Below are 25,993 nucleotides of genomic sequence, written 5' to 3'. Positions count from 1 at the left end.
TAACAGGAGGCTCCGATGACCGACCATCCCAAACCCCCGTTCCCCGATCAGGAACAGCCGATGCCCGGCACGACCGCCCGCCTCGACCCGCAACCCGATCACGGAGAGAAGAGCTATCGCGGCTCGGGTCGCCTGCAGGACATGAAGGCCGTCATTACCGGCGCGGACAGCGGCATCGGCCGGGCCGTGGCGCTGGCCTTCGCGCGCGAGGGGGCGGACGTGCTGATCTCCTACCTGTCCGAGGACGAGGATGCGGCCGAAACCGAGCGGCTCGTGACGGAGGCCGGGCGCAAGGCGGTTCTGGTGCGCGGCGACCTTCAGGACGCGGCCCACTGCCGCGCCGTGATCGACCGTGCCGTCGAGGAATTCGGTCGGATCGACCTCCTCGTGAACAATGCCGCCCATCAGGCGAGCTTCTCCGAGCTGGGAGATATCCCGGACGAGGAATGGGAGCTGACCTTCCGCGTGAACATCCATGCGATGTTCTACCTCTCGAAGGCGGCGGTGCCGCACATGGGCCCGAACAGCGCGATCATCAACACGGCCTCGGTCAATGCCGATTCGCCGAGCCCGCATCTTCTGGCCTATGCCACCACCAAGGGCGCGATCCAGAACTTCACCGGCGGCCTCGCCCAGATGCTGGCCGAGAAGGAGATCCGGGTGAATTGCGTGGCGCCGGGCCCGATCTGGACGCCGCTCATTCCCTCGACCATGCCTGCGGAGAAGGTGAAGAACTTCGGCATGCAGGTGCCCATGCAGCGGCCGGGACAGCCCGCGGAACTGGCCACGGCCTATGTGATGCTGGCCGATCCGCTCTCGAGCTACACGTCGGGGGCGACCATCGCGGTGACGGGCGGCAAGCCCATCATCTGACCGCGCCTGAGGCCAAGCCCGGCCCGCAGGGGCCGGGTGCCGCCTTCCCTGTCGGGCGCGACCCTGCCGTGCGCCCGAAGCGCGGGCGCCGGGGGCGCGCCCCGGGAGCAGGCCCTTGGCCGGCCTCGAAACTTGACTGTTTTCGTAAACATAAGTAGAGCACGGGCAGCCGTGACCTTGCTGCGACTCGACCATGCGTCGTGAGCGGGAGACAAGCCAGAACATCAAGCGCCGCCACGCGCGGCCGAATACCGGAAGACCTCATGGCCTTGCTCTTGCGTCCGATCCTGCTGTTCCTTCTGACCGCCGCCGCGGCCCAGGCGCAGGAGCAGCCTCCCGCCGTGCCCGATCTCGCGCCCCAGATGCAGCCGCCCGCGCCCGAGCCGCCGGCGCCGAAGCCCGTGGTGATCCCGCAGCTCGATCTTTCGGCCATGATGGCGCTCTTCGAGGATGCCGAGGAGGAACCCGCCGCGGATGCCGCCCCCCCGGACGAAGGCTGGACGAAGATCCGCCTGACCGAGGACGGCCCGCGCGGCCCCGCCCAGTTCCCGAAGGGCGCGGCGCTTTCGGTGACGCTCGAGGATGCGGCGCGGCTCCTCACTGCGGGCGTCGCCGAAGAGATGGAGACAGATCCCGACGAGACGGAGCTTCCGCCGCCCGATGCCGGCTCCCCGCAGGAGGCAGCCATCGCCGGCGATCCGGATGCGGCCGCCCCCTCGGAGACGCCTCCGCACGCCGCCGCCCCTGCGCCCAGACGCAGCGCGCGCCGGAAGACAGCGGCCGGCGCTGCGTCCGAGGGGACTGCCATGGAAGAGACAACTCCCAGGACGCGCGCCTCCCGCCCGCGCCGGTCCCGAGGTGCTGCGGCCAAGGATCCCGGCGCGGAGCCCACCCCCGCGGAGGGCCCCGCCCCCGGGATCGACGAGCCCCCCTCTGCGGATCTCGATCCGCCGACGCAGGCCGCCTTCGTGCCGCCCGGCAGCCAGCCGTTCCCCGACGTCCCGGTAGCGGGGCGCCTCCGGACGCCCGATGCCGCGGCCTTCGCGGCATTGACGGCCTTGGAAGATCCTGCCGCCGTCGACGCTGCCGGCACGACTGCCGGTGACAATGCGCCGCCGGCGCCGCACCTGAACGCGGCGGCGCCGGCGGCGGTCGGCCCACCCGAGAGCTCCCCTCCTGCCGAGCCCCCCGCGGCGCAGAAGCGGCCCCAGAGCTTCGATCCCGCGGCACTCGCGGCTCTGGCGGCCTTCGGGGACCCCGATCCCGCGGAGGAAGTCTGAGGCGAACCGGACGTCGGCACGGCTCCACGGAGGAGCGCGCCGCCTTCGGCTTCAGCATGACGGCAGGATCGAGGCGTGGAGATCTGCTCCTGCTCCCTGCAGAAGGGTGACGATCGAGCCGTTGCGATGGCGGGGGATGATCCGGAGCATCCGAGCCGGGGCCTTCTGGCGCAGGGACTCCGCGGGCCGAGGATCAGGCGCTGCGCGCGGTTCCGCGTGCTGCGGCGGACGGTGCATCCCAAACGACCGGACGGCGCCGTCGGTCGATCCTCGCCGCGCCAAGTCCCAAGGCGTGGGTCGAGGGACAGGCCGTGCCTGCGTCCCAAGCCGGCCGAATCGGGAGGGGCAGCGCAGCGCAAGCGGCCGCCCCCCCGGAAGGCGCACATCGGTCCGGCCTGGGGCGTGGCTCAGGCGGCGGTGGCCTGACAGGCGGCGGCCGTGCGTTCCAGCGTGGCGGGCAGAGTCTCGAGCGCGCGCGCGGCCTCGGCCGTGTCCGAGGCGTCAGCCGCGGTCTCGTAGCTCGCGAGGCTGCGATGCAGCGCCAAGAGGCCCACGGCCGCCGCCGCGCCCGCCGTCCGATGCGCGAGCTTGGCGGCCGCCAGATGCTCGCCCGCCTCGTGCAGGCGACGCATCTCGGGCAACGCATCGCCCGTCTCGCTCAGCACCCGGCCGATCATGCCCGCGATATAGTCGGGCCCGAGATTGCCCTCGAGGTCGGCGCGCAGCTCGGCATCGATGAGCGGCAGATCGTCAGGCGGCGGGTCGCCTGCGGGGAGCACCTCCTCGACCGCGGCGCTGGCTTCGGTGTACTGGCGGATGGTGCGAAACAGCGCCGAGCGGGTAATGGGCTTCACCAGCACGTCGTTCATGCCGGCTGCGAGGAATTCGGGGACACGGTCCGGGTCGGCATGGGCCGTAGCACCGACGATGGGCGTCTCCGTCGAGGCCCCGGCCCGCCGGATCCGTCGCGTGGCCTCGAGCCCGTCCACCCGCGGCATCGAGACATCCATCAGGATCAGGTCGAAGCGGCGCGCGCCGGCAGCCTCGGCCGCCTCGGCACCATCCTCGGCCGTCGCCACCTCGTGCCCCCCCATCCGCAGGATCTCGGCAAGGAGCTGACGGTTGATCGCATTGTCATCGACCACGAGGATGGAGCGGGCGGCGCCCTCCGCCGATTGCGCATCCTCCGCGAATTCCTCCTCGGCCGCCTCGGCCCCCTGCGCCATGGGCAGCTGCAGGCGCAGCGTGAAGACGGAGCCCAGCCCGAGCTTGCTCTGGACATCGATCTGCCCGCCCATGGTCTCGGCGGCGAGCTTGGCGATGCCGAGGCCGAGGCCCGTGCCCTCGCGGATGCGCCCGTAGGAGGCGTCGAGCGTCTCGAAATTGCGGAAGATCGTGTCGAGATGCTCCTCCGCAATGCCGATGCCCGTATCGCCCACATGGATGCAGAGATCGATGGTGCCGGCCGTGCGGCCCGGGTGCCAGAGCAGCTCGACCGAGACCTTGCCATTGTCGGTGAACTTGATGGCATTGCCGATCAGGTTGTACATCACCCGCAGGAACAGGTGGCGCTGCGCGAGCACGGGCGGCACGGGCGTCTTGGGCTGCGCGAACCACAGCTTGTTGCCGCGCTTGTCGGCCTGCGGCTGGTTCTGCCGGATCAGCCCCTCGATGAGATCCACCGGCGAGAAGACCGTGCGGGCGTAGCTCTCGCCGTCCTTGTCCGACAGCCGGGTCAGCTCGAGCACGTTGTTCACCTGATCGAGCGCCGCCGAGCCGCAGCCGATCACGATGTCGGTGAGCCAGCGCTGCCTCTCCGTGAGCTCCGTCGAGGTCTGCAGGAGGTCGGAGGCGGCCATCAGGCCGTTGAGCGGCGTGCGCATCTCGTGGCTCATGACCGCGAGGAAGCGCGACTTGGCCTCTTCGCCCTTCAGCGCGTCATTGCGGGCCTTCTTCAGGCTCTCCTCACGCTCGAGCCGCTCGGAGATGTCGCGGATGAAGGCGATGAAGAACGGATCCTGCGAGGCGCCCTGCGCCTCGGCCACCGAGACCTCGACGGGAAAGGTCGAGCCGTCCGTGCGCTGCGCCATCATGGTGATGCGCCCGTCGCGCCCCGTCGAGCCCAGCTCGGCCTCCTCCTCGCCCCGCGCGTGGGGACGCAGCAACCCGTCGGCATCGTCGGTGCGAATGTAGTCGACGAAGCTCGTGCCCTCCGCCGTCTGCGGCGACCAGCGGAACATGTCGAGCGCCGCGCGGTTGCATTCGACCACCCGCCCCATGTGATCGAGCACCACCACCGCATCCAGCGAGGATTCGATGGTGGCGCGCAGGTTGTGGACGGACCGTTCCAGCAGCATCCCGCGGCGACGGCGGGCGTTGCTCTGCACGATCACGACGGCGATCAGCACCCCCATCAGCCCCAGAAGCCCGAGGGCTGCCAGCGCGAAGGTCTGGAGCGACTGGCGCAGCGTGGCCCGCCGCGCGTCCGAGACGGTCATCACTTCCGCGAGCGCGCGCACCACGCCCGAGCGCACCGCCCCCGCATCCGTCTCGAGCTCCCCGATCAGCTGCGGAAGAGCGGCTCTCAGCGCCGCATCCGGCCCGTCGACCACGGGGATCCAGCGGGCGAAGAACCCCTGCGGCCCGTCGAAGATCGGCAGCACGTCGGCCTCGAGCGGCGCGATGGCGCCGCTGTCGAAGCCGCGGACGATATCCACACGACTGTAGAGGATATCGAACCTCTTGCGGAGCTCGTCGAGCCGGGCCGGATCGTCCGACCGGTAGGCTGCCATCTGCGCCGCCGAGGCGAGGTTCAGCACATCCACCTCGAACTGCGCAAGCACCCAGGTCCGATTGTCGAGATGGGCAACCCGATTCTGCTCGAGCTGCTTGTCGATGTCGGAAAAGATGAAGATCGCCGCCACCAGAGCCGTGACGCCGACCGCCACGATCAGCACATAGCCTGTCCAGCGCTCGAACACGCCCCCCGGAGCCGTGTCGCGGCTTTCGGAGAACATGGCCTGAACCTCTGCTCCCCGCTCGCCTCCGTCCGGTATGCGGGGGCGGTCGATCATGGACGCACGGTCAACCTGTCGAGCTGCCAGATGCTCTGCCCGTAGGTCACCTCGGAGCGGTAGCGCGCATCCTCGTCATACGGAAAGATCACCCAGAGCGGTCCCTTCTCGCGGCGCGAGAAGGTCGCACCGTCGATGTGATAGGCGATGATCGGGGCATCGTCCTCGATGGCGGAGGCGGGGATCTCGACGGCATAGTCGTTGATGGCCACCGCCGACACCGAAGCGTCCTCCGCGGCCCCGAGCCGTTCGAGCAGCGCCCGCAGCGGCACGCCCTTGAACTCGTGCAGCCCTTCGGTCCAGACCGTGGAGGTCTGGAAGCTGCGCGCCGGCAGCGACTGAAGCATCGGCAGATCGAACTCCGCCCGTCCCTCGGCGTTCGTCACGCCGATGGCGCCCTGAACGGTGAGGAGCGGAGCCTCGACCGGGGCCGGCAGGACATCCGTCTGGGTCGCGAGGGCCGGAGCACCTGCGGCCGAGACAGCAAGAACAACAGCCAGGAAGCTTCCCGCGGCTGGGGTCATTCCACATCTCCATTGCACAAATGCCCTCGCGAGCATCAATACCAAGCAAGCTTTGCTTAGACAGCACCGCTTAAGAATGCGCTAATATACCTAAGCATATATACTGACCCAACGAATGTCATGAAATCGGCGCGGGAGAGTAGAGCCATGCCACGCCACTTGTCTCTTTTCATTTTTTCGGATGTGTGCAGCTTAGGGAGGAAGGCTCGACTTTTCGGAGACTACTCCTCCGGCACGGCCGAGGCCCCCGAAGGTTTGCGTGCAGGATAGAAGTGAGCGTACCATGACCCAGACGCCCCAAAAGCTCAGCGTTCTCATTGCCGACGATCACGAGATGGTCGTCGAGATGTTCTCGCTCTTTTTGACCGCATCCTCGGAGATGACCGTGAAGACCGCCAAGAGCCTCGACGAGGCTCTCGAGCGGATCAAGGAACACGGGCCCTTCGACGTCACGCTCCTCGATCTGAACATGCCCGGAATGAACGGTGTCGCCGGCCTCGTGCGGGCGATCAAGCTGTCCGCGGGCAAGCCGGTCGCGATCCTGACGTCGAACCCGACCCCGCGGATGGTGGATGAGATCCTTGCGGCCGGCGCCTCGGGGATCGTGCTCAAGACGACGCCCGTGCGCAGCCTCGGCAATGCCATTCGGTTCATGCATGCGGGCGAGCATTACCTGCCGCTCGAGCTGGCGCGCGACCGGCGTCAGGCCCCCGACAGCTCGGGCGGACGGCTGACGGAAAAGGAGATGCTCGTCATGTCCTATCTGGCGGAAGGCCGCCAGAACAAGGAGATAGCGCACGGCCTTAATCTCGCGGAACCGACGATCAAGATGCATGTGAAGTCGATCTGCAAGAAGCTGGGCGCCACGAACCGCACGCAGGCCGTGGTGACGGCGCGCAACCTCGGCATCATCTGAGCGCCCTCGACGCCGTCCGAACCTCTCATCGAGTTCCCGGCCGCCCCTTGGCAGGCCACCGCGCGCCGCGGCAGCACTCCCGTCCTCTTCTACGCCACGAGGCTTCCGCGGGGGGATCGAGCGCCTTGACCCCGCAGCGCAAGCCGCGCGGGCAGTCGGCGGGAGCGACGCGGGGCGCCGCTCCCGCAGTCCGTCACGCCGCCCGGTTCAGGCGGGCCTCGGCCAGCTTCGTGAGCTTCATGTCGGCCGCCTTCTCCTCGGACAGGGTCTGCTCGAGGATCGACGCCACTTCCGTGCGCCCCAGTTCCTTCGACCAGGCGATGAGCGTGCCGTAACGGGTCATCTCGTAATGCTCCACCGCCTGAGCCGCGGCGGCGAGGGCCGCATCCAGCACGTCCTGCTCGGCGATGTCGCCCGCCACTTCGTTCGCCTCCTTGATGATCCCGTCGATCGCGGGACAGGTCGTGCCCTTGGCGTCCTGCCCCAGCAGGGCGAACACGCGCTCGAGCCGCGAGACATGGGTGCGGGTCTCGTCGAGATGATGCTCGAACCCTTCCCGCAGGCCCGCGTCTCCTGCCTTCTCGATCATCTTCGGCAGCGCCTTCTCGATCTGCTGCTCGGCGTAGTAGATGTCCTGCAGCATATGGGTATAGAGATCGTCCATCGAGCGGATGTCTTTCGAGAACAGAGCCATATGGCATCTCCTTCATGTTGGTTGCGAACTTCCCGCATGGCCGTGGCCACCGGATCGCCAGACGAACGGGGGGCACTGGGGAATGTTCCCGCCGGTGCCCGCGAAGCGGCCGGAAGCGGCCCATCAAGCCGCTTTACTCGGCGAACGGCGCTCGCCTAGTGTCTGCGGATGGATATCGGGCTTGTCATTTTCGATTGCGACGGGGTTCTGGTTGATTCGGAAGTTCTGGCCGTGGCCGTCCTCATCGCAGAGCTGGACCGGGCGGGCGCGCGGGTCGACGAGGCCTTCGTGCATCGGCATTTTCTGGGTCGCAGCTTCCCCGTCGTTCAGGAGGTCGTGCAGCGCCAGTTCGGCGTGACCCTGCCCGAAACTTTCCAGACCGAGGAACGCGCCCGGCTGCTGGCGGCCTTCGAGACCGGCTTGCGGCCCATGCCCGGCGCGGCAGAGACCGTCCGCGCACTGGCCGTGCCCTTCTGCCTCGCCACATCGAGCACGCCTGCCCGGCTCACACGCTCGCTCGAGATCACGGGCCTCGCCGCCCTCTTCGAGGGGCGCTGCTTCACCGCAAGTCAGGTGGCGCGCGGCAAGCCCGCGCCCGATCTGTTCCTGCTCGCCGCGGCCGAAATGGGCGTCGCGCCCGAACGCTGCCTCGTGATCGAGGATACCGAGCCCGGCGTGCGCGCAGGCCTCGCGGCCGGGATGCAGGTCTGGCGCTTCACCGGCGGCAGCCATTTCGCGACCCGTTCCCCCGAGGATGCGCCCGATGCCCGGCCGCACCGGCGGTTCGACAGCTTCGACCGTTTCTACGAGACCCTGCCCGGCCTGCGCCGGGCCAACTGCGAGACCCTGACATGATCGACCGGCCCGAAAGCGAGCCGACGCCCCTCGACGACGCCGCACGCGCGGGCTGGCTCTATTACGTCGCAGGCCTGACCCAGGACCAGATCGCGCGCGAACTCGGCACCTCGCGCCAGCGGGCGCAGCGGCTGGTGAGCCGGGCCATCTCCGAACGGCTGATCCATGTCCGGCTCGAGCATCGGGTGTCGGGCTGCCTGCATCTGGAAGCCGCGCTCATCCGGCGCTTCGGGCTGAAGCTGGCCCGCGTGGCGCCGAGCCTCGGGTCCGAGGTCGATCCCCTGCCCTCGATCGCCCCCACCGCCGCCGCCGAGGTGGAGCGGGTGCTGCGCTCGGAGCGGCCGATGGTGGTGGCCTTCGGCACCGGCCGGTCGCTGCGCGCAACCGTCGAGGAAATGACCTCGATGGTCTGCGAGCAGCACAAGATCGTGTCGCTCAACGGGAACATCTCGGCGGATGGCTCGGCCTCCTACTACGATGTGATCTTCCGCATCGCCGACCGCGTGCGCGCGCCGCACTATCCGATGCCGATGCCCGTCATCGCGCAGGATGCGGCGGAGCGGGAGCTGTTTCATGCGCTCAAGCCCGTGCAGTCGGTGCTGCGACTCGCACGCAATGCCGATGTGACCTTCGTCGGGCTGGGACAGATGGGCGAGGACGCGCCGCTCCTGAAGGACGGGTTCATCACGCCCGACGAACTGGCCGAGATGCAGAATCTGGGCGCGGTCGGAGAGGTGGCGGGATGGGTCTTCGACTCGGAGGGCCGCTACCTCGAAACCAGCATCAATCAGCGGGTTGCGGGCGTTCGTGTCGAACTGTCCGAAGATCGGACGGCGGTCGCCATCGCCGGCGGCAAGCGCAAGCTCGCGGCGCTGCACGCAGGCCTAAGGGGCCGTCTTTTCAACGGCCTGATCACCGACGAGCTCACGGCGCAGGCACTCCTGTCCTGAAACCGCAAAAAGGCGCGGCAAAAAGTCATTGACAGGCTGCCGGCCCTCGGTGAGTAATTATTCGCCGCACGAAATAATGCTCACCGTGCAGGCCAGGGAGGATACTGATGACCGCAAGATTTCGCGCCCTGATGGGCGCGTGCGCCGTGGCTGCGCTCTCGTCCGCCGCCGGCGCCGAAACCATCACCGTGGCGACCGTCAACAACGGCGACATGATCCGCATGCAGGGGCTCATGTCCGAGTTCAACGCGCAGCACCCCGACATCACCGTCGAGTGGGTGACGCTCGAGGAGAACGTGCTGCGCCAGAAGGTCACGACCGACATCGCCACCAAGGGCGGCCAGTTCGACGTGCTGACCATCGGCACCTACGAGGTCCCGATCTGGGGCAAGCAGGGCTGGCTCGTGAGCCTGAACGACCTTCCGCCGGACTATGATGCCGACGACATCCTGCCCGCGATCCGCAACGGCCTGACCGTCGACGGCGAGCTCTATGCCGCGCCCTTCTACGGCGAGAGCTCCATGATCATGTATCGCAAGGACCTGATGGAGAAGGCGGGGCTGACCATGCCCGACGCCCCCAGCTGGGACTTCGTGAAGGAAGCCGCGCAGAAGATGACCGACAAGGATGCCGAGGTCTACGGCATCTGCCTCCGCGGCAAGGCCGGCTGGGGCGAGAACATGGCCTTCCTCAGCGCCATGGCCAACAGCTACGGCGCGCGCTGGTTCGACGAGAACTGGCAGCCGCAGTTCGACGGCGAGGCCTGGAAGGCCACGCTGACCGACTATCTCGACATGATGACGAACTACGGCCCGCCCGGCGCCTCGAACAACGGCTTCAACGAGAACCTCGCGCTGTTCCAGCAGGGCAAGTGCGGCATGTGGATCGACGCGACGGTGGCCGCCTCCTTCGTGACCAACCCCGAGGAATCGACGGTGGCCGACAAGGTGGGCTTCGCGCTCGCCCCCGACACCGGCAAGGGCAAGCGCGCCAACTGGCTCTGGGCCTGGAACCTCGCGGTGCCGGCGGGCTCGCAGAAGGTGGAGGCCGCCAAGCAGTTCATCGCCTGGGCGACCTCGAAGGACTATGCCGAGCTGGTGGCCTCGAAGGAAGGCTGGGCCAACGTGCCTCCGGGGACGCGGACCTCGCTCTACGAGAACCCGGAATATCAGAAGGTGCCGTTCGCGAAGATGACGCTCGACAGCATCAACGCGGCTGACCCGACCAACCCGGCGGTCGATCCGGTGCCTTACGTCGGCGTGCAGTTCGTGGCGATCCCCGAGTTCCAGGGCATCGGCACCGCCGTGGGCCAGCAGTTCTCGGCGGCCCTCGCGGGCTCGATGTCGGCCGAGCAGGCGCTTCAGGCGGCCCAGCAGTTCACGACGCGCGAAATGACCCGCGCGGGCTACATCAAGTGAGCCCTTCCGCGGGCCGGCCCTGAGCGGCCGGCCCGCACGCGCTTGCCGCTTCCGGCCCGCAACCGCCGGAGGCCTTTCCGCCCCATCAGCCCCGAGGCCTCCATGGCGACCCAGCATTCAAAGACTGCGGCGCGTCTGATGATTTCCCCGGCCGTGATCCTCCTGTTCCTGTGGATGATCGTGCCGCTGTCGATGACGCTCTATTTCAGCTTCCTGCGCTACAACCTCCTCATGCCGGGGATGGAGAGCTTCACCGGCTGGGACAATTACTATTACTTCCTGACCGATCCGGCCTTCTCCGCGGCCCTGACCAACACGATCCTCCTCGTGGTCGGCGTCCTCGTCATCACCGTGGTGGGCGGGGTCCTGCTCGCGCTGCTGCTCGATCAGCCCTTCTGGGGTCAGGGCATCGTGCGCGTGCTGGTGATCGCGCCCTTCTTCGTCATGCCCACCGTCTCGGCGCTGGTCTGGAAGAACATGTTCATGAATCCCGTGAACGGGATGTTCGCCCATATCGCCCGCGGCCTCGGCCTCCAGCCGTTCGACTTCCTGTCGCAGGCGCCGCTCGCCTCGATCATCGGCATCGTGGCCTGGCAGTGGCTGCCCTTCGCCACGCTGATCCTTCTGACGGCGCTCCAGTCGCTCGACCGCGAGCAGATGGAGGCGGCCGAAATGGACGGCGCCTCGGCGCTCGACCGGTTCCTCCACATCACCGTGCCGCACCTGACGCGCGCCATCACCGTGGTGGTGCTGATCCAGACCATCTTCCTTCTGGGCGTCTTCGCCGAGATCCTCGTCACGACGAACGGCGGACCCGGCACGGCCTCGACCAACATCACCTACCTCGTCTATGCGCAGTCGCTCCTGAATTACGACGTGGGGGGCGGTTCGGCCGGCGGCATCGTCGCCGTGGTGCTCGCCAATATCGTGGCGATCTTCCTGATGCGCATGATCGGCAAGAATCTGGACGCCTGACATGTCACGCCGCACCTCAGCCAGCCGCACGCTGATCGTCACGCTCGCCGCCTGGACGATCGCCTTCCTCATCTTCTTCCCGATCCTCTGGACGGTGCTGATGAGCTTCAAATCGGAAGGAGACGCCATCAAGGCGCCCTTCGCCATGCTCTTCTCGGACTGGACCCTGCAATCCTACGCCGATGTGCAGGAACGGTCGAACTACGCACGCCACTTCATGAACTCGGTGGTGATCTCGCTGGGATCGACCCTCGTGGCCCTCGTCATCGCCATTCCCGCCGCCTGGGCCATGGCCTTCGTGCCGGGCCGGCGGACGAAGGACGTGCTGATGTGGATGCTGTCGACCAAGATGATGCCGGCGGTGGGCGTGCTCATCCCGCTCTATCTGATCTTCCGCGACACGGGCCTTCTCGACACGCGGATCGGCCTCGTGATCGTGCTCACGCTCATCAACCTGCCGATCGTGGTCTGGATGCTCTACACCTACTTCAAGGAGATCCCGGGCGAGATCCTCGAGGCCGCGCGGATGGACGGGGCGACGCTCGGCTCCGAGATCCTCTATATCCTCACGCCGATGGCCGTGCCGGGCATCGCCTCGACGCTGCTTCTGAACGTGATCCTCGCCTGGAACGAGGCCTTCTGGACGCTGCAGCTGACCACCTCGCGGGCGGCCCCGCTCACGCAGTTCATCGCGAGCTATTCCAGCCCCGAGGGCCTCTTCTACGCGAAACTTTCGGCGGCCTCGACCATGGCCATCGCGCCGATCCTGATCCTTGGCTGGTTCAGCCAGAAACAACTCGTCCGCGGCCTGACCTTCGGCGCGGTGAAGTGAGGGCCACATGGGCAAGATAACCCTGCGCAACGTCCAGAAGCGGTTCGGTGAGGCGGTCGTCATCCCCTCGCTCGACCTCGACATCGAGGATGGCGAGTTCGTCGTCTTCGTCGGCCCCTCGGGCTGCGGCAAATCCACGCTCCTGCGCCTGATCGCGGGCCTCGAGGATGTGTCGGACGGCCAGATCATGATCGACGGGCGCGACGCCACCGAGATGCCGCCCGCGAAGCGCGGCCTCGCCATGGTGTTCCAGAGCTACGCGCTCTATCCGCACATGACGGTGAAGAAGAACATCGCCTTCCCGCTGCGGATGGCGAAGATGGAGCCACAGGAGATCGAGCGGCGCGTGTCGAACGCGGCCAAGATCCTGAACCTCACCAACTATCTCGACCGCCGCCCCGGCCAGCTCTCGGGCGGGCAACGGCAGCGGGTGGCCATCGGGCGCGCCATCGTGCGCGAGCCGGCGGCCTTCCTGTTCGACGAGCCGCTCTCGAACCTCGATGCGGCGCTGCGGGTGAACATGCGGCTCGAGATCACCGAGCTGCACCAGTCGCTCGAGACCACGATGATCTATGTCACCCACGATCAGGTCGAGGCCATGACCATGGCCGACAAGATCGTGGTGCTGAACGCGGGCCGGATCGAGCAGGTGGGCTCGCCCCTCACGCTCTACCGCAATCCCGCGAACCTCTTCGTGGCGGGCTTCATCGGCAGCCCGAAGATGAACCTGATCGAGGGGCCCGAGGCCGCCAAGCACGGCGCCACCACCATCGGGATCCGCCCCGAACATATCGACCTCTCGCGCGAGACGGGTGCGTGGCAGGGCGAGGTCGGCGTCTCGGAACATCTCGGCTCGGACACGTTCCTGCATGTGCATGTCGCGGGGATGCCAACCCTCACCGTGCGGACGGGCGGAGAGTTCGGCGTCCACCACGGCGACCGGGTGTGGCTCACGCCGCAGGCCGACAAGATCCACCGCTTCGGCGCCGACGGAAAGGCGCTCTGACATGCGGCTCGACGGCAAGACCGCCCTCATCACCGGCTCGGCGCGCGGCATCGGCCGCGCCTTCGCCGAGGCCTATGTGCGTGAAGGCGCGCGCGTGGCCATCGCCGACATCAACCTCGAGGCAGCCCGCGCCACCGCGGCCGAGATCGGCCCCGCGGCCTGCGCCATCGCCCTCGACGTGACCGATCAGGCCAGCATCGACCACTGTGTGGCCGAGCTTCTCGACCGTTGGGGCAGCATCGACATCCTCGTGAACAATGCGGCCCTCTTCGATCTGGCGCCCATCGTCGAGATCACCCGCGAGAGCTACGACCGGCTGTTCGCGATCAACGTCTCGGGCACGCTCTTCATGATGCAGGCGGTGGCGCGGGCGATGATCGCGGGCGGCAGGGGCGGCAAGATCATCAACATGGCCAGCCAGGCCGGCCGCCGCGGCGAGGCGCTGGTGGGCGTCTATTGCGCGACCAAGGCCGCCGTCATCTCGCTCACCCAGAGCGCGGGGCTGAACCTCATCCGCCACGGGATCAACGTCAATGCCATCGCGCCGGGCGTGGTGGACGGCGAGCACTGGGACGGGGTGGATGCCAAGTTCGCCGAATACGAGAACCTGCCCCGCGGCGAGAAGAAACGTCAGGTCGGCGAGGCGGTGCCCTTCGGCCGCATGGGCCGCGCCGAGGACCTGACCGGCATGGCGATCTTCCTCGCCACGCCCGAGGCCGACTACATCGTGGCCCAGACCTACAACGTCGACGGCGGCAACTGGATGAGCTGAGGCCCAAGGCCCGGCCCTCCCCCCGTCGAACGCGCCCCCTATCCGAGGTAATCCCATGACCCGCTCCGTCACCCGCCCCGCCTATGACCGCAAGGCGCTCACCCCCGGCATCGTCCATATCGGCGTCGGCAACTTCCACCGGGCTCATCAGGCGGTCTATCTCGACGATCTCTTCGCGCTGGGCGAGGGCCACGACTGGGCCATCCTCGGCGCGGGCGTCCGCCCGACCGATGCGCGGATGCGCGAGGCTCTGGCCGCGCAGGACAATCTCTCGACGGTGATCGAGCTCGATCCGGCGGGCCACCGGGCCCGGCAGGTGGGCGCGATGGTGGGCTTCCTGCCGGTCGAGGCCGACAATGCCGCGCTGATCGAGGCCATGTCGGATCCGCGCATCCGCATCGTCTCGCTGACCGTGACCGAGGGCGGCTATTATGTCGACGCCTCGGGCGCCTTCGATCCGACCCATCCCGACATCGTGGCCGATGCGGCCCAGCCTGCGCGGCCCGCAACCGCCTTCGGCGCGATCCTCGCCGCCCTCCGCGCCCGCCGTGACGCGGGCATTGCCCCCTTCACCGTGATGTCCTGCGACAACCTGCCCGGCAACGGCCATGTCACCCGGAACGCCGTGGTGGGCCTGGCCGAACTCTACGACGCCGAGCTGGCGGGCTGGGTGAAGGCGCAGGTGGCCTTCCCGAACGGCATGGTCGACCGCATCACCCCCGCCACCGGCCCGCACGAGCGCGAGCTGGCGCAGGGCTTCGGCCTCGCCGATCCGGTGCCCGTCACCTGCGAGCCCTTCCGGCAATGGGTGATCGAGGATCATTTCCCCGCCGGGCGTCCCGCGCTCGAGAAGGTGGGCGTGACCTTCACCCCGCATGTCCATGCCTACGAGGCGATGAAGATCCGCATCCTGAACGGGGGCCATGCGGTGATCGCCTATCCGTCGGCGCTCATGGACATCCAGCTCGTGCACGAGGCCATGGCCCATCCGCTGATCGCGGCCTTCCTGCACAAGGTCGAGGTCGAGGAGATCCTGCCCCATGTCGCGCCCGTGCCGGACACCAGCATCCCCGACTATCTCACCCTGATCGAGAGCCGCTTCTCGAACCCCGAGATCGCCGACACGACGCGCAGGCTCTGCCTCGACGGTTCGAACCGGCAGCCGAAGTTCATCGTGCCGTCGCTGCGCGACAATCTGGCGGCGGGCACGGTGCCGAAGGGGCTGGTGCTGCTCTCGGCGCTCTGGTGCCGCTACTGCTACGGCACGACGGACTCGGGCGTGGTGGTCGAGCCGAACGATCCGAACTGGACGGCGCTGCAGGACCGGGCGCGGCGGGCGAAGGAGACGCCGGCCGAGTGGCTCGCGATGACCGAGGTCTACGGCGATCTGGCGCAGAACGATCTTCTGGCGGCCGAGTTCGCGGCAGCCCTCGAGGCGGTCTGGCGCGACGGGGCCGAGGCGGTGCTGCGGCGCTTCCTCGCGGCCTGATCCGCGGGCCCAGCCAGTCGGGGCCGCGAAGCGAAGCCCCCGCCCTTGCGGCGCGCTCCGTGGCGCCGCAAGGCGAAAGGCCCGCGCCATCCCGAGGCTCTCGTCCCCTTAACCTCTTGTGGGGGCGGCGGAATGTCCGGCGCCACAGCCAGCGGGGCCTGGCTTCCGGGCGAGGCGCCGGACTTGTCAAGGCGGCGGCCCTCGGGTAGAGAGAGCGGGCGTGGCCCCGTTAGCACAGTGGTAGTGCAGCGCTCTTGTAAAGCGAAGGTCGTTCGTTCAAATCGGACACGGGGCACGCGATCTTCCCCCGCATCCGGCCCCCGCTTCAGGGCCCGGACTGCCTCTTCGGAAGGCACCTGCCCGCTTCCACGCCGCGCCCTTTTCCGCCTTTCCAAGCCTCTGCCACGGCTTGCGGAAAGCCGCGCGCCTCGGTTCTGGACAGCCGCCCCTTGCGGTGTAATCTGCCCGCAGCGCGCAGCCGGCGGACAGAAGCCGGCCCGCCTCGTCCACAAGGGAGGAATGCCATGGATCGTCGTTCATTCATCACCAAGGCCGCCGTGGGAGGGGCCGCCGCGAGCGCCCTCGCCGCGCCGGCCCTTGCCCAGTCCGCGCCCAAGGTCACCTGGAGGCTCGCCTCCTCCTTCCCGAAATCGCTCGACACGATCTTCGGCGGCGCCGAGGTGCTGTCGAAGATGCTGTCGGAAGCCACCGACGGCAACTTCCAGATCCAGGTCTTCTCGGCGGGCGAGCTGGTGCCCGGCCTGCAGGCCGCCGACGCCGTGACCGAAGGCACCGTCGAATGCTGCCACACGGTCGGCTACTACTACTGGGGCAAGGATCCCACCTTCGCGCTGGCCGCGGCCGTGCCCTTCTCGCTTTCGGCGCGCGGCATCAACGCCTGGCACTACCATGGCGGCGGGATCGACCTCTACAACGAGTTCCTCGCGCAGCACAACATCGTGGCCTTCCCGGGCGGCAACACCGGCGTGCAGATGGGCGGCTGGTTCCGGCGCGAGATCAACACCGTGGCCGACATGCAGGGCCTGAAGATGCGGGTCGGCGGCTTTGCGGGCAAGGTGATGGAGCGTCTGGGCGTCGTGCCGCAGCAGATCGCGGGCGGCGACATCTATCCGGCGCTGGAAAAGGGGACGATCGACGCGACCGAATGGGTCGGCCCCTATGACGACGAGAAGCTCGGCTTCTTCAAGGTGGCGCCCTACTACTACTATCCCGGCTGGTGGGAAGGCGGCCCGACCGTCCATTTCATGTTCAACAAGAGCGCCTACGAGGGTCTGACCCCGGCCTATCAGTCGCTGCTGCGCACCGCCTGCCACGCGGCCGATGCGAACATGCTCCAGCTCTACGACTGGAAGAACCCGACGGCGATCAAGTCGCTGGTGGCGCAGGGAACGCAGCTCAGGCCCTTCAGCCCCGAGATCCTGCAGGCCTGTTTCGAGGCCGCGAACGAGGTCTATGCCGAGATGGAAGCCTCGAACCCCGCCTTCAAGAAGATCTGGGAGTCGATCAAGGCCTTCCGCTCCGAGCACTACACCTGGGCGCAGATCGCCGAATACAACTACGACACCTTCATGATGGTGCAGCAGAACGCCGGCAAGCTCTGAGCCCGAGCACCGCGCGAAAGAGGACCCCGGAGCCGCGCTCCGGGGTCTTTTCATGGGCGACAGGGGCAGGCGCGCCCGGCCCCCCTCCGACGGAAAACGGCGGCCCCGGGTGGGGCCGCCGTCGGTCTCTGGAACGAAGGATTGCGCCGCCGCTCAGTTCGCGGCCGGAGGGACGGGGGTCGCCGGAGCAAGGCCCGGCGGCACGCCCAGCCCGCCCGGAGCGAGGCCCGGAGGCGCTCCCAGCCCGCCCGGCGCAGGCGCGCCCGGAGCCGTGCCCGACGGAGCGCCGAGACCGCCGCCCAGACCGCCCCCGAGACCACCCCCCAGCCCTCCGCCGAGGCTCGGCATCTGCGGCAGCGTGATGGTCACGTTCGACGTATCCACCGGCGCGCCCTTGTAGTGCATGACCATCTGCGGGAACAGGATGACCAGCGCCACCATCACGATCTGGATGCAAACGAAGGGCACCGCGCCCCAGTAGATCTGCCCCGTCGTCACCGGCGCCATGCGGGCCTTGGTCACCGGGTCGATGTAGGACTGACGCGGCGCGACCGAGCGCAGGTAGAACAGCGCGAAGCCGAAGGGCGGGTGCATGAACGAGGTCTGCATGTTCACGCCGAGGATGATCCCGAACCAGATCAGGTCGATCCCCAGCGCCTCGGCCGCAGGCGCCAGCAGCGGCACGATGATGAAGGCCAGCTCGAAGAAGTCGAGGAAGAAGGCCAGCAGGAAGACCAGCACCGAGACGGCGATCAGGAAGCCGTATTCGCCCCCCGGCAGCGAGGTCAGCAGATGCTCGACCCAGATATGGCCGTTCACGCCGTAGAAGGTCAGCGAGAACATCCGCGCGCCGAGCAGGATGAACATGACGAAGGCCGAGAGCCGCGTGGTCGAGGCCAGCGCCTGCGTCACCACGCCGAGGTTCAGCCGCCCCTTGATCCCCGCAAGGAGGAGCGCGCCCACCGCGCCCATCGCGCCGCCCTCGGTGGGCGTGGCGATGCCGAGGAAGATCGTGCCCAGCACGAGGAAGATCAGCGCAAGCGGCGGGATCAGCACGATGATGACCTGCTGCGCCAGCCGCGACATGAGCTTGCCGCCCGCGGCCCGGTCGAGGATGGCGGCGATGTAGATCACCGCGATCCCGGCCACCGCGCCGAGGATGTCCGCATTCTTGGCCCCGTAGGCGTCCGCGAACCAGTAATGCGTGCCCACGCCCACGCCCGCCGCCACCGCCAGCGCCACGATCAGCGACGTGACGCCCGAGCCCAGCGTGCGCGCCTCGAGCGGCAGCGCCGGCATCGACTGCGGCTTCAGGATCGACATGACGAGCACATAGCCCATGTAGATCCCGGTGAGGACCAGGCCGGGGATCAGCGCCCCCTTGTACATGTCGCCCACCGACCGGCCGAGCTGGTCGGCCAGCACGATCAGCACGAGGCTCGGCGGGATGATCTGCGCCAGCGTGCCGGAGGCCGCGATGACGCCCGAGGCGATGCGCCGGTCATAGCCATAGCGCAGCATGATCGGCAGCGAGATCAGCCCCATGGCTATGACGCTGGCCGCGACGACGCCCGTGGTGGCCGCAAGGAGGGCCCCCACGATGATGACCGCATAGGCAAGCCCGCCGCGGATGGGCCCGAAGAGCTGGCCGATCGTGTCGAGCAGGTCCTCGGCCATGCCGGATCGTTCCAGCACGATGCCCATGAAGGTGAAGAAGGGAATGGCCAGCAGCGTCTCGTTCGAGAGCACCCCCCAGAACCGGTCCGGCATGGTGCCGAGGAGGTTCCAGCCGAGGCTGATCGTCCCTTCCGACAGCGGCGCGAGCTCGACCCCGATGAAGAAGAACAAAAGCCCGTTGGCCGCCAGGGCGAAGGCCACCGGATAGCCCAGCAGCAGGAAGACCACGAGCGAGGCGAACATGATCGGCGCCATGTTCACCGCGATGAATTCCATCATTTCCGCACCTCGCCCGGCCGGGGGTCGCTGAGCTTCGCGTCGCCCGCGAGCAGTTCGCCCTCGCGCTCGGCCGCCTCATGGGCCGAGATGAAGGGCGCAGGATCCGGGATGATGCCCCGCATCACGGCGATCTTCTTGATGATCTCGGACAGGCCCTGCAGGGCGAGGAGGAAGAAGCCGATCAGGAGCAGGGACTTGGCAGGCCAGATCGTCAGGCCGCCCGCATTGGTCGAGACCTCGCCCGTCCTCCAGGAGCGTTCGACGTAGGGGCCGAGGTAGTAGAGCATCAGCAGCACGAAGGGCATGAGGAAGACCAGATGCCCGAAAAGGTCGATCCAGTGCTGCACCCGCCGCGAGAAGAGCCCGTAGACGATGTCGATGCGGATATGCTCGTTCTGCTTGAGCGTGTAGGCCGCCGCGAACAGGAAGGCCGCGCCGAACAGATACCATTGAAGCTCGAGCCAGGCATTGGAGGAGGTGTTCAGCACCTTCCGCACCGTGGCGTTGCCTGCGCTGATGAAGATCGCAATCAGGATCAGCCAGGATACCCCGCGGCCGATGAGCTCGTTCATGCGGTCGATCGACCGCGACAGGCCGAGTAGCCCTCCCATGTTCCTCCCTCTCCCCGGTTTCGTTGTGGAAAAGTGCCGGTTCCCGGGGCTACCTATGTCGAAGCCCCCCCCATGCGTCAATGCGCGGACCCGTCCCGCGCCCTGCGGAAAGCCGCATTCCGCCGGGCGAAGGCGGACGGCGGCCTGCGCCGTCCAATCCTTGGGCGGGCGCGGGAGAGACGGGGCGCCAGCCGTGGGGGCGCGACGTCTTGGCGCAGACCCTTCGCCTTTTGCGTGCGTCCTCGAGGCCTATCTGAGAATTTCTGATGCAGATCAAGGCGCATGGGCCAAACGAATGGGTAATCAGCGGATGATAGAGACGGACAGGACGGGGCCGAAGGCTCTCCTCGCCAGTCCGTTTCCCGCCCGGAAGGACGCAAGACCATGCTCGACCTGATGAACAGCCTCGATCCGCGGGCCGCCCTCGGCTTGCACCTCGCAATCGTGGCTTCCACCGTGGCCGGGATCCTTCTGGTGGCGGGCCTCCTGCGCGAGCCCTCCCGCGACGGCTTCGGCACCTACGAGAGCGGCGCACCCGCGGGGGCCCCTCCGCGGGGCCGGGTCGCCACGCAATATTTCCTCGTGGCCGTCTTCTTCATGATCTTCGACGTCGAGGTGGCGGTGCTCTTCGCCTGGGCGGTCTCGGCGCTCGAGCTTGGCCGGGGCGCGCTCGTCGCCGCCACCATCTTCATCCTCGTGCTGCTCGCCGCCCTCGCCTGGCTCTGGATGGAGGGTGCGCTCGAGACCGGACCGCGGAAGGAACGGGCATGAGCTGGACCATCGGGCGCCCCGATGCGGAGGCGCCGGAGGACCGCATGGCGGCCTCGCATCTTTTCACGCGGCTCGACGATCTGGTGGCCTGGTCGCGCAAGCACAGTCTCTGGCCGTTCAACTTCGGCCTGTCCTGCTGCTATGTCGAGATGGCGACGGCGCTGACGCCGGTCTACGACCAGGCCCGCTTCGGGGCCGAGGTCATCCGCTCCACCCCGCGGCAGGCCGACCTGCTGATCGTGTCGGGCACCGTCTTCCGCAAGATGGCCGTGCCGCTCTACCGGCTCTACAGCCAGATGCGCGAGCCGCGCTGGGTGATCTCGATGGGCGCCTGCGCCAATTCGGGCGGCATGTATGACATCTATTCCGTGGTGCAGGGCGTCGACAGCTTCCTGCCGGTCGATGTCTATGTCCCCGGCTGCCCGCCCCGCCCCGAGGCGCTGATGGAGGCGCTGGTGCTCCTGCAGTCGAAGATCGCGACCGAGGCGCGGCCGCTGCAGATCCGCATGGGCGAGACCGGCCCCACCCGCCCCTTCGACCCCGTCCCGCGGCGCGACGCGCTGCGCGAGGCGCGCATGGCCGTCAGCCGCCTGGCAGATCCGGAGGCGAAATGAGCCTCGATCAAGCCATTCCCGATGCGCGTCAGGCGCTGCGCGCCCGTTTCGGTGCCGCGATCCAGGCCGAACAGGCCACGGGCGAGGCCTTTCCGGTGCTCTGGCTCGATGCGTCGGTCTGGGAGGCGGCCCACCGCTTCCTGCGCGAGGAGATCGCGGCGCCCTTCCCGCTTCTGGCCGATCTCTGGGCCATCGACGAGAGCCTCCGGCAGCACCGCCCGGGCCAGCCTGCCTCGCGGATCACGCTCTGCTCGCATCTCGTCTCGCTGGCGCGGAACGCAGACCTCAGGCTGAAGCTCGCCACCCATGGCCGCGCGCCCTCGATCGCCCGCGTCTATGCCAATGCCGACTGGTACGAGCGCGAGGCGCACGACATGTTCGGCCTCGATTTCGGCCGCGAGACGCGCCGGATCCTGATGCCGCCCACATGGGAGGGGCATCCGCTCCTCAAGACCCATTACGCGCGGGCGACCGAGAAGCCGCCCTTCGTGCTGACCGACCGGCTGTTCGAGGCCGAGGAGCGCGCGACCATCACCGACCCCGACCTGCTCGGCCTGCCGAAGCTGCGCGACGGCGAGGAGCTGATGGTGCTGAACTTCGGCCCCCATCACCCCTCGACGCATGGCGTGTTCCGCATCCTCCTCGGCCTCGACGGCGAGGAGGTGGTCTGGGCCTGGCCCGACATCGGCTATCACCACCGCGGCGCCGAGAAGATGGCCGAGCGCCAGACCTGGCACGGGTTCATCCCCTATTGCGACCGGATCGACTATCTGGGCGGCGTCATCTCGGAGCTGCCCTATCTCCTCGCGGTCGAGCGGCTCTGCGGCATCACCGTGCCGCCCCGGGCGCAGATGATCCGGGTCATGCTCTGCGAATTCTACCGCATCATGAACCACCTGCTGTTCTACGGCACCATGGCGCAGGACGTGGGCGCCATGTCGCCCGTCTTCTACATGTTCACCGACCGCGAGAAGGGCCACGAGATCCTGAACGCCATCACCGGCGCGCGGATGCATCCGGCCTTCTTCCGCATCGGCGGCGTGGCGATGGATCTGCCCACGGGATGGGACGCGATGGTGCGGGGCTTCCTCGACTGGATGCCCGCGCGGCTCGACGAGTACGAGCGGATGGTGCTGCGCTCCGAGCTGTTCTGCGCCCGCACCGTGGGCGTCGGCGCCTACGACACCGACACCGCCCTCACATGGGGCACCACCGGCCCCGGCCTCCGCGCCACCGGCTGCGACTGGGACCTGCGCAAGCTGCGGCCCTACTCGGGCTACGAGCAGTTCGAGTTCGAGGTGCCGCTGGGCCAGCGCGGCGACATCTTCGACCGCACGCGAGTGCGCGCCGACGAGATGAGAGAGTCGTTGAAGATCATCCGCCAATGTCTTGAGAACATGCCGGAAGGTGCCGTGAAGGCCGATCATCCGCTGACGACGCCGCCCCCCCGCGGCGCGATGCAGAAGGACATCGAGACGCTGATCGCCCATTTCCTGCAATCGAGCTGGGGCACGGTCGTGCCCGCGGGCGAGGCCACGGGCCAGATCGAGGGCCACCGCGGCCTCACGCAATATGCCATCGTCTCGGATGGCGGCACGCAGAGCTACCGGACGCGGATCCGCACGCCCTCCTTCGCCCATCTCCAGATGATCCCGAAGATCGTGCCCGGCATGACCGTGGCCGACCTCGTGGCCCATATCGCCAGCATTGATTTCGTCATGTCGGACGTCGACCGATGAGCCTTTCGCCCGATCTTCTCGCCCGCATCCGTGCCGCCTCGGACGAGCATGGCGGCCCCCGCGCCGCGATGCTCGAGGCGCTGAAGCTGATCCAGCACGAGCACGGCTGGGTCTCGGATGCCCATCTGGCCGAAGCGGCGGCCACGCTCGGGGTGCATCGCGCGGAAATGGAAGCGCTGGCAAGCTTTTACTCGCTAATCTTCCGCCATCCGGTCGGGAAGACGGTGATCCTTCTGTGCGACGGCGCCTCCTGCTGGCTGAACGGGGCCGAGGAGGTCCGCGAGGAACTCAAACGCCGCCTCGGCATCGGCTTCGGCGAGACCACGCGCGACGGGCGCTACACGCTTCTGAACGTGGCCTGCCTCGGCGGCTGCGACCGCGCGCCGGCGGCCGTCGTGGGCCGCGACCGGCGCCTCGTGGGCCCGCTCTCGCCCGCGGGCGTCGCGGCGCTGCTGGAGGACGGATTGTGACCGACCTGCCCCTCACCGGCCGCGCCCGCCCCGACCGCCGCCCGCACACGCTCGCCGAATGGCGCGCCGAGGGCGGCTACGAGGCGGTCGAACGTGCGCGAAACATGGCGCCCACCGAGATCATCGACATGGTCGAGGCGGCGCATCTGAACGGCCGCGGCGGCGCGGGCTTCCCGGCCGGGCGCAAGTGGCGCTTCATGCCCGAGCGGGGAACCTCTCCCGGCGAGGGCCCGAGCTATCTGATCGTGAACGGCGACGAGATGGAGCCCGGCGCCTTCAAGGACCGCTTCCTGCTGGAAGCCCTGCCGCATCAGGTGATCGAGGGCGCGATCATCACCGCCCGCGCCACCCATGCGGACGAAGCGATCGTGCTGATCCGCGACGAATACCGCCCCGGCATTGCCGCGGTAGAGCGTGCCATTCACGAAGCGCGGGATGCGGGCCTGCTGGGCGACCTCGCGATCCGGGTCCACCCCTCGGCCGGGCGCTACATCGTGGGCGAGGAGACCGCGCTCATCACCGCGCTGGAAGGCCACCGCGCCGTGCCGAGGAAGCGCCCGCCCTTCCCGGCGCAATCGGGCCTCTGGGGACGGCCCACGACCGTGAACAACGTCGAGACCATCTCGCTCGTCCCCCATATCCTGTCCTTGGGGCCGCAGCGCTTCCGCGCCCTCTCGCGCACGGAAGAGGGCGGGACGAAACTCTACGGCGTCTCGGGCCGGGTGCAGCGCCCGGGCCTCTTCGAGGCGCCGATGGGCACCACCGCGCGCGAGCTGATCGAGCGCGCGGGCGGCGTCTCGGGCGACGGGCGGCTCCGCGCCTTCCAGCCCGGCGGCGGCGCCAGCGGCTTCTTCGGCCCCGACCGGCTCGACCTGCCGCTCGACTTCGGCCATGTGGCTAAAGCGGGCTCGATGTTCGGCACGGGCATGCTGATCGTGCTCGACGGCACCGCCTGCCCGGTGGGCTTCCTCGCCCGGCACATGCGCTTTTATGCGCGCGAAAGCTGCGGCTGGTGCACCCCATGCCGCGAGGGGCTGCCGCTGGTGGCGAAGATCCTCGACCGGTTCGCCGCGGGTCAGGGTCGCCGTGCGGATCTGGAGCTGTTGCAGATGACCGCCGCCGAGGCCGCCCCCCGCGGGCGCAGCTTCTGCGACCTGATGGGGGGCGCCATGGCGCCCCTCGCCTCGGGGCTTTCGATGTTCGCGGCCGAGTTCGAGGCACGACTGGCCGAGGGAGAGCGGGCATGAGGATCACCGTCAACGGCCGCTCCCTCGAGGTCGAGGGCTCGAAGGACCTGCTCACCACCTGTCTCTCGGCGGGCATCGAGATCCCGCATTTCTGCTGGCACGGCGATCTGGGCTCGGTCGGCGCCTGCCGGCTCTGCGCGGTGCGGGTCCATGACGGTCCCGAGGATACCGAAGGCCGGATCGAGATGGCCTGCATGACGCCCGTGCGCGAGGGCCAGCGGGTCGAGGTCATGGATCCCGAGGCCGAGCGATTCCGCGCCCGGATCATCGAATGGCTGATGGTGAACCACCCCCACGATTGCGCGGTCTGCGAAGAGGGCGGCGCCTGCCACCTGCAGGACATGGTGGTGGCCTCGGGCCACCACCGCCGCCGGGCCGAGGTGCCGAAGCGCACCCACCGCAATCAGGATCACGGCCCCTTCCTCACGCAGGAGATGAACCGCTGCATCGGCTGCTACCGCTGCCTCCGCTTCTACCGCGACTATGCGGGGGGGCGCGATTTCGAGGTTCTGGGCGCGCATGACCGGGTCTGGTTCGGCCGCACCGAACCCGGCCCGCTCGAAAGCCCCTTCGCCGGCAACCTCGCCGAGGTCTGCCCGACCGGCGTCTTCGACGACCGCTGGTGGTCGCGCCACTATGCGCGGCCCTGGGACATGGCCGAGACGCCCTCGATCTGCGCGAACTGCTCGGTCGGCTGCAACATCACCCTCTTCGAGCGCGGCGGAACGCTCCGCAAGGTGCAGAACCGCACGCACGGCGCGATCAACGGCTCGTTTCTCTGCGACCGGGGACGGTTCGGGGCGCTCGCGGCCGAGGCGGCCCGTCTGACCCATCCCACCCGCAAGGGCGCCGAGATCCTCTGGACCGACGCGATCGCGGGCGCCCGTGCCCTCGTCGCGCGGGGGGCCATCGGCATCGGCTCGCCCCGCGCCTGTCTCGAGACCAATTTCGCGCTGCGCAGGCTCGTGGGCGAAGACCGGTTCTTCGCCGGATGCAGCGCTTCCGAGGCGGCCCTGGTGGCCCGGATGGCCGCGATCCTGCGGCAGGGACCGGCGGGGATCGCCTCGGTCCGCGACATCGAGCGGGCCGATGCGGTGCTCGTGCTGGGCGAGGATCTGACCGGCACCGCGCCGCGCGCCGCACTTGCCCTGCGGCAGGCCGCCCGCGGCGCCGAGCGGCGTCTCGCCGCCGAAAAGGGCGTGCCGGACTGGATGGATGCCGCGGTGCGGGTGGCGGGCGAAGGCCGCCGTTCGCCGGTGGCGGTGGTCACGCCCCTGCCCGACGCGCTCGACGAGGTGGCGCTCT

At 68.5% G+C, this 25,993-nt stretch carries 23 protein-coding genes and 1 tRNA gene; 19 read left to right on the top strand and 5 right to left on the bottom strand.

Annotation, left to right across the window (positions count from 1 at the left end):
• The first annotated feature begins 15 nt into the window (after positions 1 to 15).
• Together A9O63_RS19535 and A9O63_RS19530 are read left to right on the top strand one after the other, a co-directional pair.
• Positions 16 to 873 (top strand): SDR family oxidoreductase, encoded by an 858-nt coding sequence (locus A9O63_RS19535; protein ID WP_069331803.1) that lies wholly within the window; start codon positions 16 to 18, stop codon positions 871 to 873.
• Positions 874 to 1,136: 263 nt separating this feature from the next.
• Positions 1,137 to 2,153 (top strand): hypothetical protein, encoded by a 1,017-nt coding sequence (locus A9O63_RS19530; RefSeq protein WP_069333395.1) that lies wholly within the window; start codon positions 1,137 to 1,139, stop codon positions 2,151 to 2,153.
• A gap of 407 nt (positions 2,154 to 2,560) precedes the next feature.
• Here A9O63_RS19530 and A9O63_RS19525 read toward each other — a convergent pair whose 3' ends face one another.
• Positions 2,561 to 5,170 carry a response regulator gene (locus A9O63_RS19525; RefSeq protein ID WP_069333394.1) on the bottom strand — a complete coding sequence of 870 codons (2,610 nt, stop codon included), beginning with the start codon at positions 5,168 to 5,170 and terminating at the stop codon, positions 2,561 to 2,563.
• 53 nt (positions 5,171 to 5,223) lie between these two features.
• A complete protein-coding gene (locus A9O63_RS19520) occupies positions 5,224 to 5,751 on the bottom strand; it encodes a putative pterin-binding protein (RefSeq protein WP_069333393.1) in 528 nt (175 codons plus the stop codon).
• A gap of 283 nt (positions 5,752 to 6,034) precedes the next feature.
• Between A9O63_RS19520 and A9O63_RS19515 the strand changes: the two genes are divergently transcribed.
• Positions 6,035 to 6,667, top strand: coding sequence for a response regulator transcription factor (locus tag A9O63_RS19515; RefSeq protein ID WP_069333392.1), 633 nt, complete (start codon positions 6,035 to 6,037; stop codon positions 6,665 to 6,667).
• A 193-nt stretch (positions 6,668 to 6,860) separates the two neighbouring features.
• Here the strand turns inward: A9O63_RS19515 and A9O63_RS19510 are convergent, their stop codons facing one another.
• Positions 6,861 to 7,361 carry a YciE/YciF ferroxidase family protein gene (locus tag A9O63_RS19510; protein WP_069333391.1) on the bottom strand — a complete coding sequence of 167 codons (501 nt, stop codon included), beginning with the start codon at positions 7,359 to 7,361 and terminating at the stop codon, positions 6,861 to 6,863.
• Positions 7,362 to 7,529: 168 nt separating this feature from the next.
• On the opposite strand from A9O63_RS19510, the gene A9O63_RS19505 reads away from it, so the two are divergent.
• From A9O63_RS19505 to A9O63_RS19460, 10 genes are all read left to right on the top strand, one after another.
• The gene (locus tag A9O63_RS19505; protein ID WP_069333390.1) at positions 7,530 to 8,216 is read left to right on the top strand and encodes an HAD family hydrolase; all 687 of its coding nucleotides are present in this window, start codon (positions 7,530 to 7,532) and stop codon (positions 8,214 to 8,216) included.
• Positions 8,213 to 9,166: a sugar-binding transcriptional regulator gene (locus A9O63_RS19500; protein WP_069333389.1), complete on the top strand. Its 954-nt coding sequence runs from the start codon at positions 8,213 to 8,215 to the stop codon at positions 9,164 to 9,166. Before A9O63_RS19505 ends, A9O63_RS19500 begins: the two co-directional genes overlap by 4 nt.
• A gap of 107 nt (positions 9,167 to 9,273) precedes the next feature.
• On the top strand, positions 9,274 to 10,584 hold the full coding sequence (locus tag A9O63_RS19495; RefSeq protein ID WP_069333388.1) for an ABC transporter substrate-binding protein: 1,311 nt from the start codon (positions 9,274 to 9,276) through the stop codon (positions 10,582 to 10,584).
• A gap of 102 nt (positions 10,585 to 10,686) precedes the next feature.
• The gene (locus tag A9O63_RS19490) at positions 10,687 to 11,559 is read left to right on the top strand and encodes a carbohydrate ABC transporter permease (protein ID WP_069333387.1); all 873 of its coding nucleotides are present in this window, start codon (positions 10,687 to 10,689) and stop codon (positions 11,557 to 11,559) included.
• A 1-nt stretch (position 11,560) separates the two neighbouring features.
• Positions 11,561 to 12,391 carry a carbohydrate ABC transporter permease gene (locus A9O63_RS19485; RefSeq protein WP_069333386.1) on the top strand — a complete coding sequence of 277 codons (831 nt, stop codon included), beginning with the start codon at positions 11,561 to 11,563 and terminating at the stop codon, positions 12,389 to 12,391.
• A 7-nt stretch (positions 12,392 to 12,398) separates the two neighbouring features.
• On the top strand, positions 12,399 to 13,397 hold the full coding sequence (locus A9O63_RS19480) for an ABC transporter ATP-binding protein (RefSeq protein ID WP_069333385.1): 999 nt from the start codon (positions 12,399 to 12,401) through the stop codon (positions 13,395 to 13,397).
• A 1-nt stretch (position 13,398) separates the two neighbouring features.
• Positions 13,399 to 14,169 carry an L-iditol 2-dehydrogenase gene (locus A9O63_RS19475; RefSeq protein ID WP_069333384.1) on the top strand — a complete coding sequence of 257 codons (771 nt, stop codon included), beginning with the start codon at positions 13,399 to 13,401 and terminating at the stop codon, positions 14,167 to 14,169.
• Positions 14,170 to 14,224: 55 nt separating this feature from the next.
• Entirely contained in the window at positions 14,225 to 15,658 is a 1,434-nt protein-coding gene (locus tag A9O63_RS19470; protein WP_069333383.1) for a mannitol dehydrogenase family protein, read from the top strand.
• Between the two features lie 223 nt (positions 15,659 to 15,881).
• Positions 15,882 to 15,953, top strand: a tRNA-Thr gene (locus A9O63_RS19465).
• 229 nt (positions 15,954 to 16,182) lie between these two features.
• On the top strand, positions 16,183 to 17,280 hold the full coding sequence (locus A9O63_RS19460; RefSeq protein WP_069333382.1) for a TRAP transporter substrate-binding protein: 1,098 nt from the start codon (positions 16,183 to 16,185) through the stop codon (positions 17,278 to 17,280).
• Positions 17,281 to 17,433: 153 nt separating this feature from the next.
• Here A9O63_RS19460 and A9O63_RS19455 read toward each other — a convergent pair whose 3' ends face one another.
• Both A9O63_RS19455 and A9O63_RS19450 read right to left on the bottom strand, forming a co-directional pair.
• Positions 17,434 to 19,236 (bottom strand): TRAP transporter large permease, encoded by a 1,803-nt coding sequence (locus A9O63_RS19455; protein WP_069333381.1) that lies wholly within the window; start codon positions 19,234 to 19,236, stop codon positions 17,434 to 17,436.
• A complete protein-coding gene (locus tag A9O63_RS19450) occupies positions 19,233 to 19,847 on the bottom strand; it encodes a TRAP transporter small permease subunit (protein WP_069333380.1) in 615 nt (204 codons plus the stop codon). The genes A9O63_RS19455 and A9O63_RS19450 overlap by 4 nt, the downstream gene beginning before the upstream one ends.
• A gap of 384 nt (positions 19,848 to 20,231) precedes the next feature.
• Here A9O63_RS19450 and A9O63_RS19445 point away from each other — a divergent pair, with 384 nt between their 5' ends.
• The 6 genes from A9O63_RS19445 to A9O63_RS19420 form a co-directional block, all read left to right on the top strand.
• Complete coding sequence (locus tag A9O63_RS19445) at positions 20,232 to 20,618, top strand: NADH-quinone oxidoreductase subunit A (RefSeq protein WP_069333379.1); 387 nt, start codon at positions 20,232 to 20,234, stop codon at positions 20,616 to 20,618.
• The gene (locus tag A9O63_RS19440) at positions 20,615 to 21,232 is read left to right on the top strand and encodes an NADH-quinone oxidoreductase subunit B (RefSeq protein WP_069333378.1); all 618 of its coding nucleotides are present in this window, start codon (positions 20,615 to 20,617) and stop codon (positions 21,230 to 21,232) included. The genes A9O63_RS19445 and A9O63_RS19440 overlap by 4 nt, the downstream gene beginning before the upstream one ends.
• A complete protein-coding gene (gene nuoC, locus A9O63_RS19435; RefSeq protein ID WP_069333377.1) occupies positions 21,229 to 22,971 on the top strand; it encodes an NADH-quinone oxidoreductase subunit C/D in 1,743 nt (580 codons plus the stop codon). The genes A9O63_RS19440 and nuoC overlap by 4 nt, the downstream gene beginning before the upstream one ends.
• A complete protein-coding gene (gene nuoE, locus A9O63_RS19430) occupies positions 22,968 to 23,441 on the top strand; it encodes an NADH-quinone oxidoreductase subunit NuoE (protein ID WP_069333376.1) in 474 nt (157 codons plus the stop codon). Before nuoC ends, nuoE begins: the two co-directional genes overlap by 4 nt.
• Complete coding sequence (locus A9O63_RS19425; protein ID WP_069333375.1) at positions 23,438 to 24,688, top strand: complex I 51 kDa subunit family protein; 1,251 nt, start codon at positions 23,438 to 23,440, stop codon at positions 24,686 to 24,688. The genes nuoE and A9O63_RS19425 overlap by 4 nt, the downstream gene beginning before the upstream one ends.
• Positions 24,685 to 25,993: 2Fe-2S iron-sulfur cluster-binding protein (locus A9O63_RS19420; RefSeq protein ID WP_084296074.1), on the top strand; the 1,309-nt coding region annotated here is incomplete at its 3' end. The genes A9O63_RS19425 and A9O63_RS19420, both read left to right, overlap by 4 nt.

The organism is Cereibacter johrii (genome assembly GCF_001720585.1).
Lineage (GTDB): Bacteria > Pseudomonadota > Alphaproteobacteria > Rhodobacterales > Rhodobacteraceae > Cereibacter_A > Cereibacter_A johrii.
The sequence above is the reverse complement of the archived record's forward strand: the minus strand, read 5'-3'. Positions and strand labels throughout refer to the sequence as shown.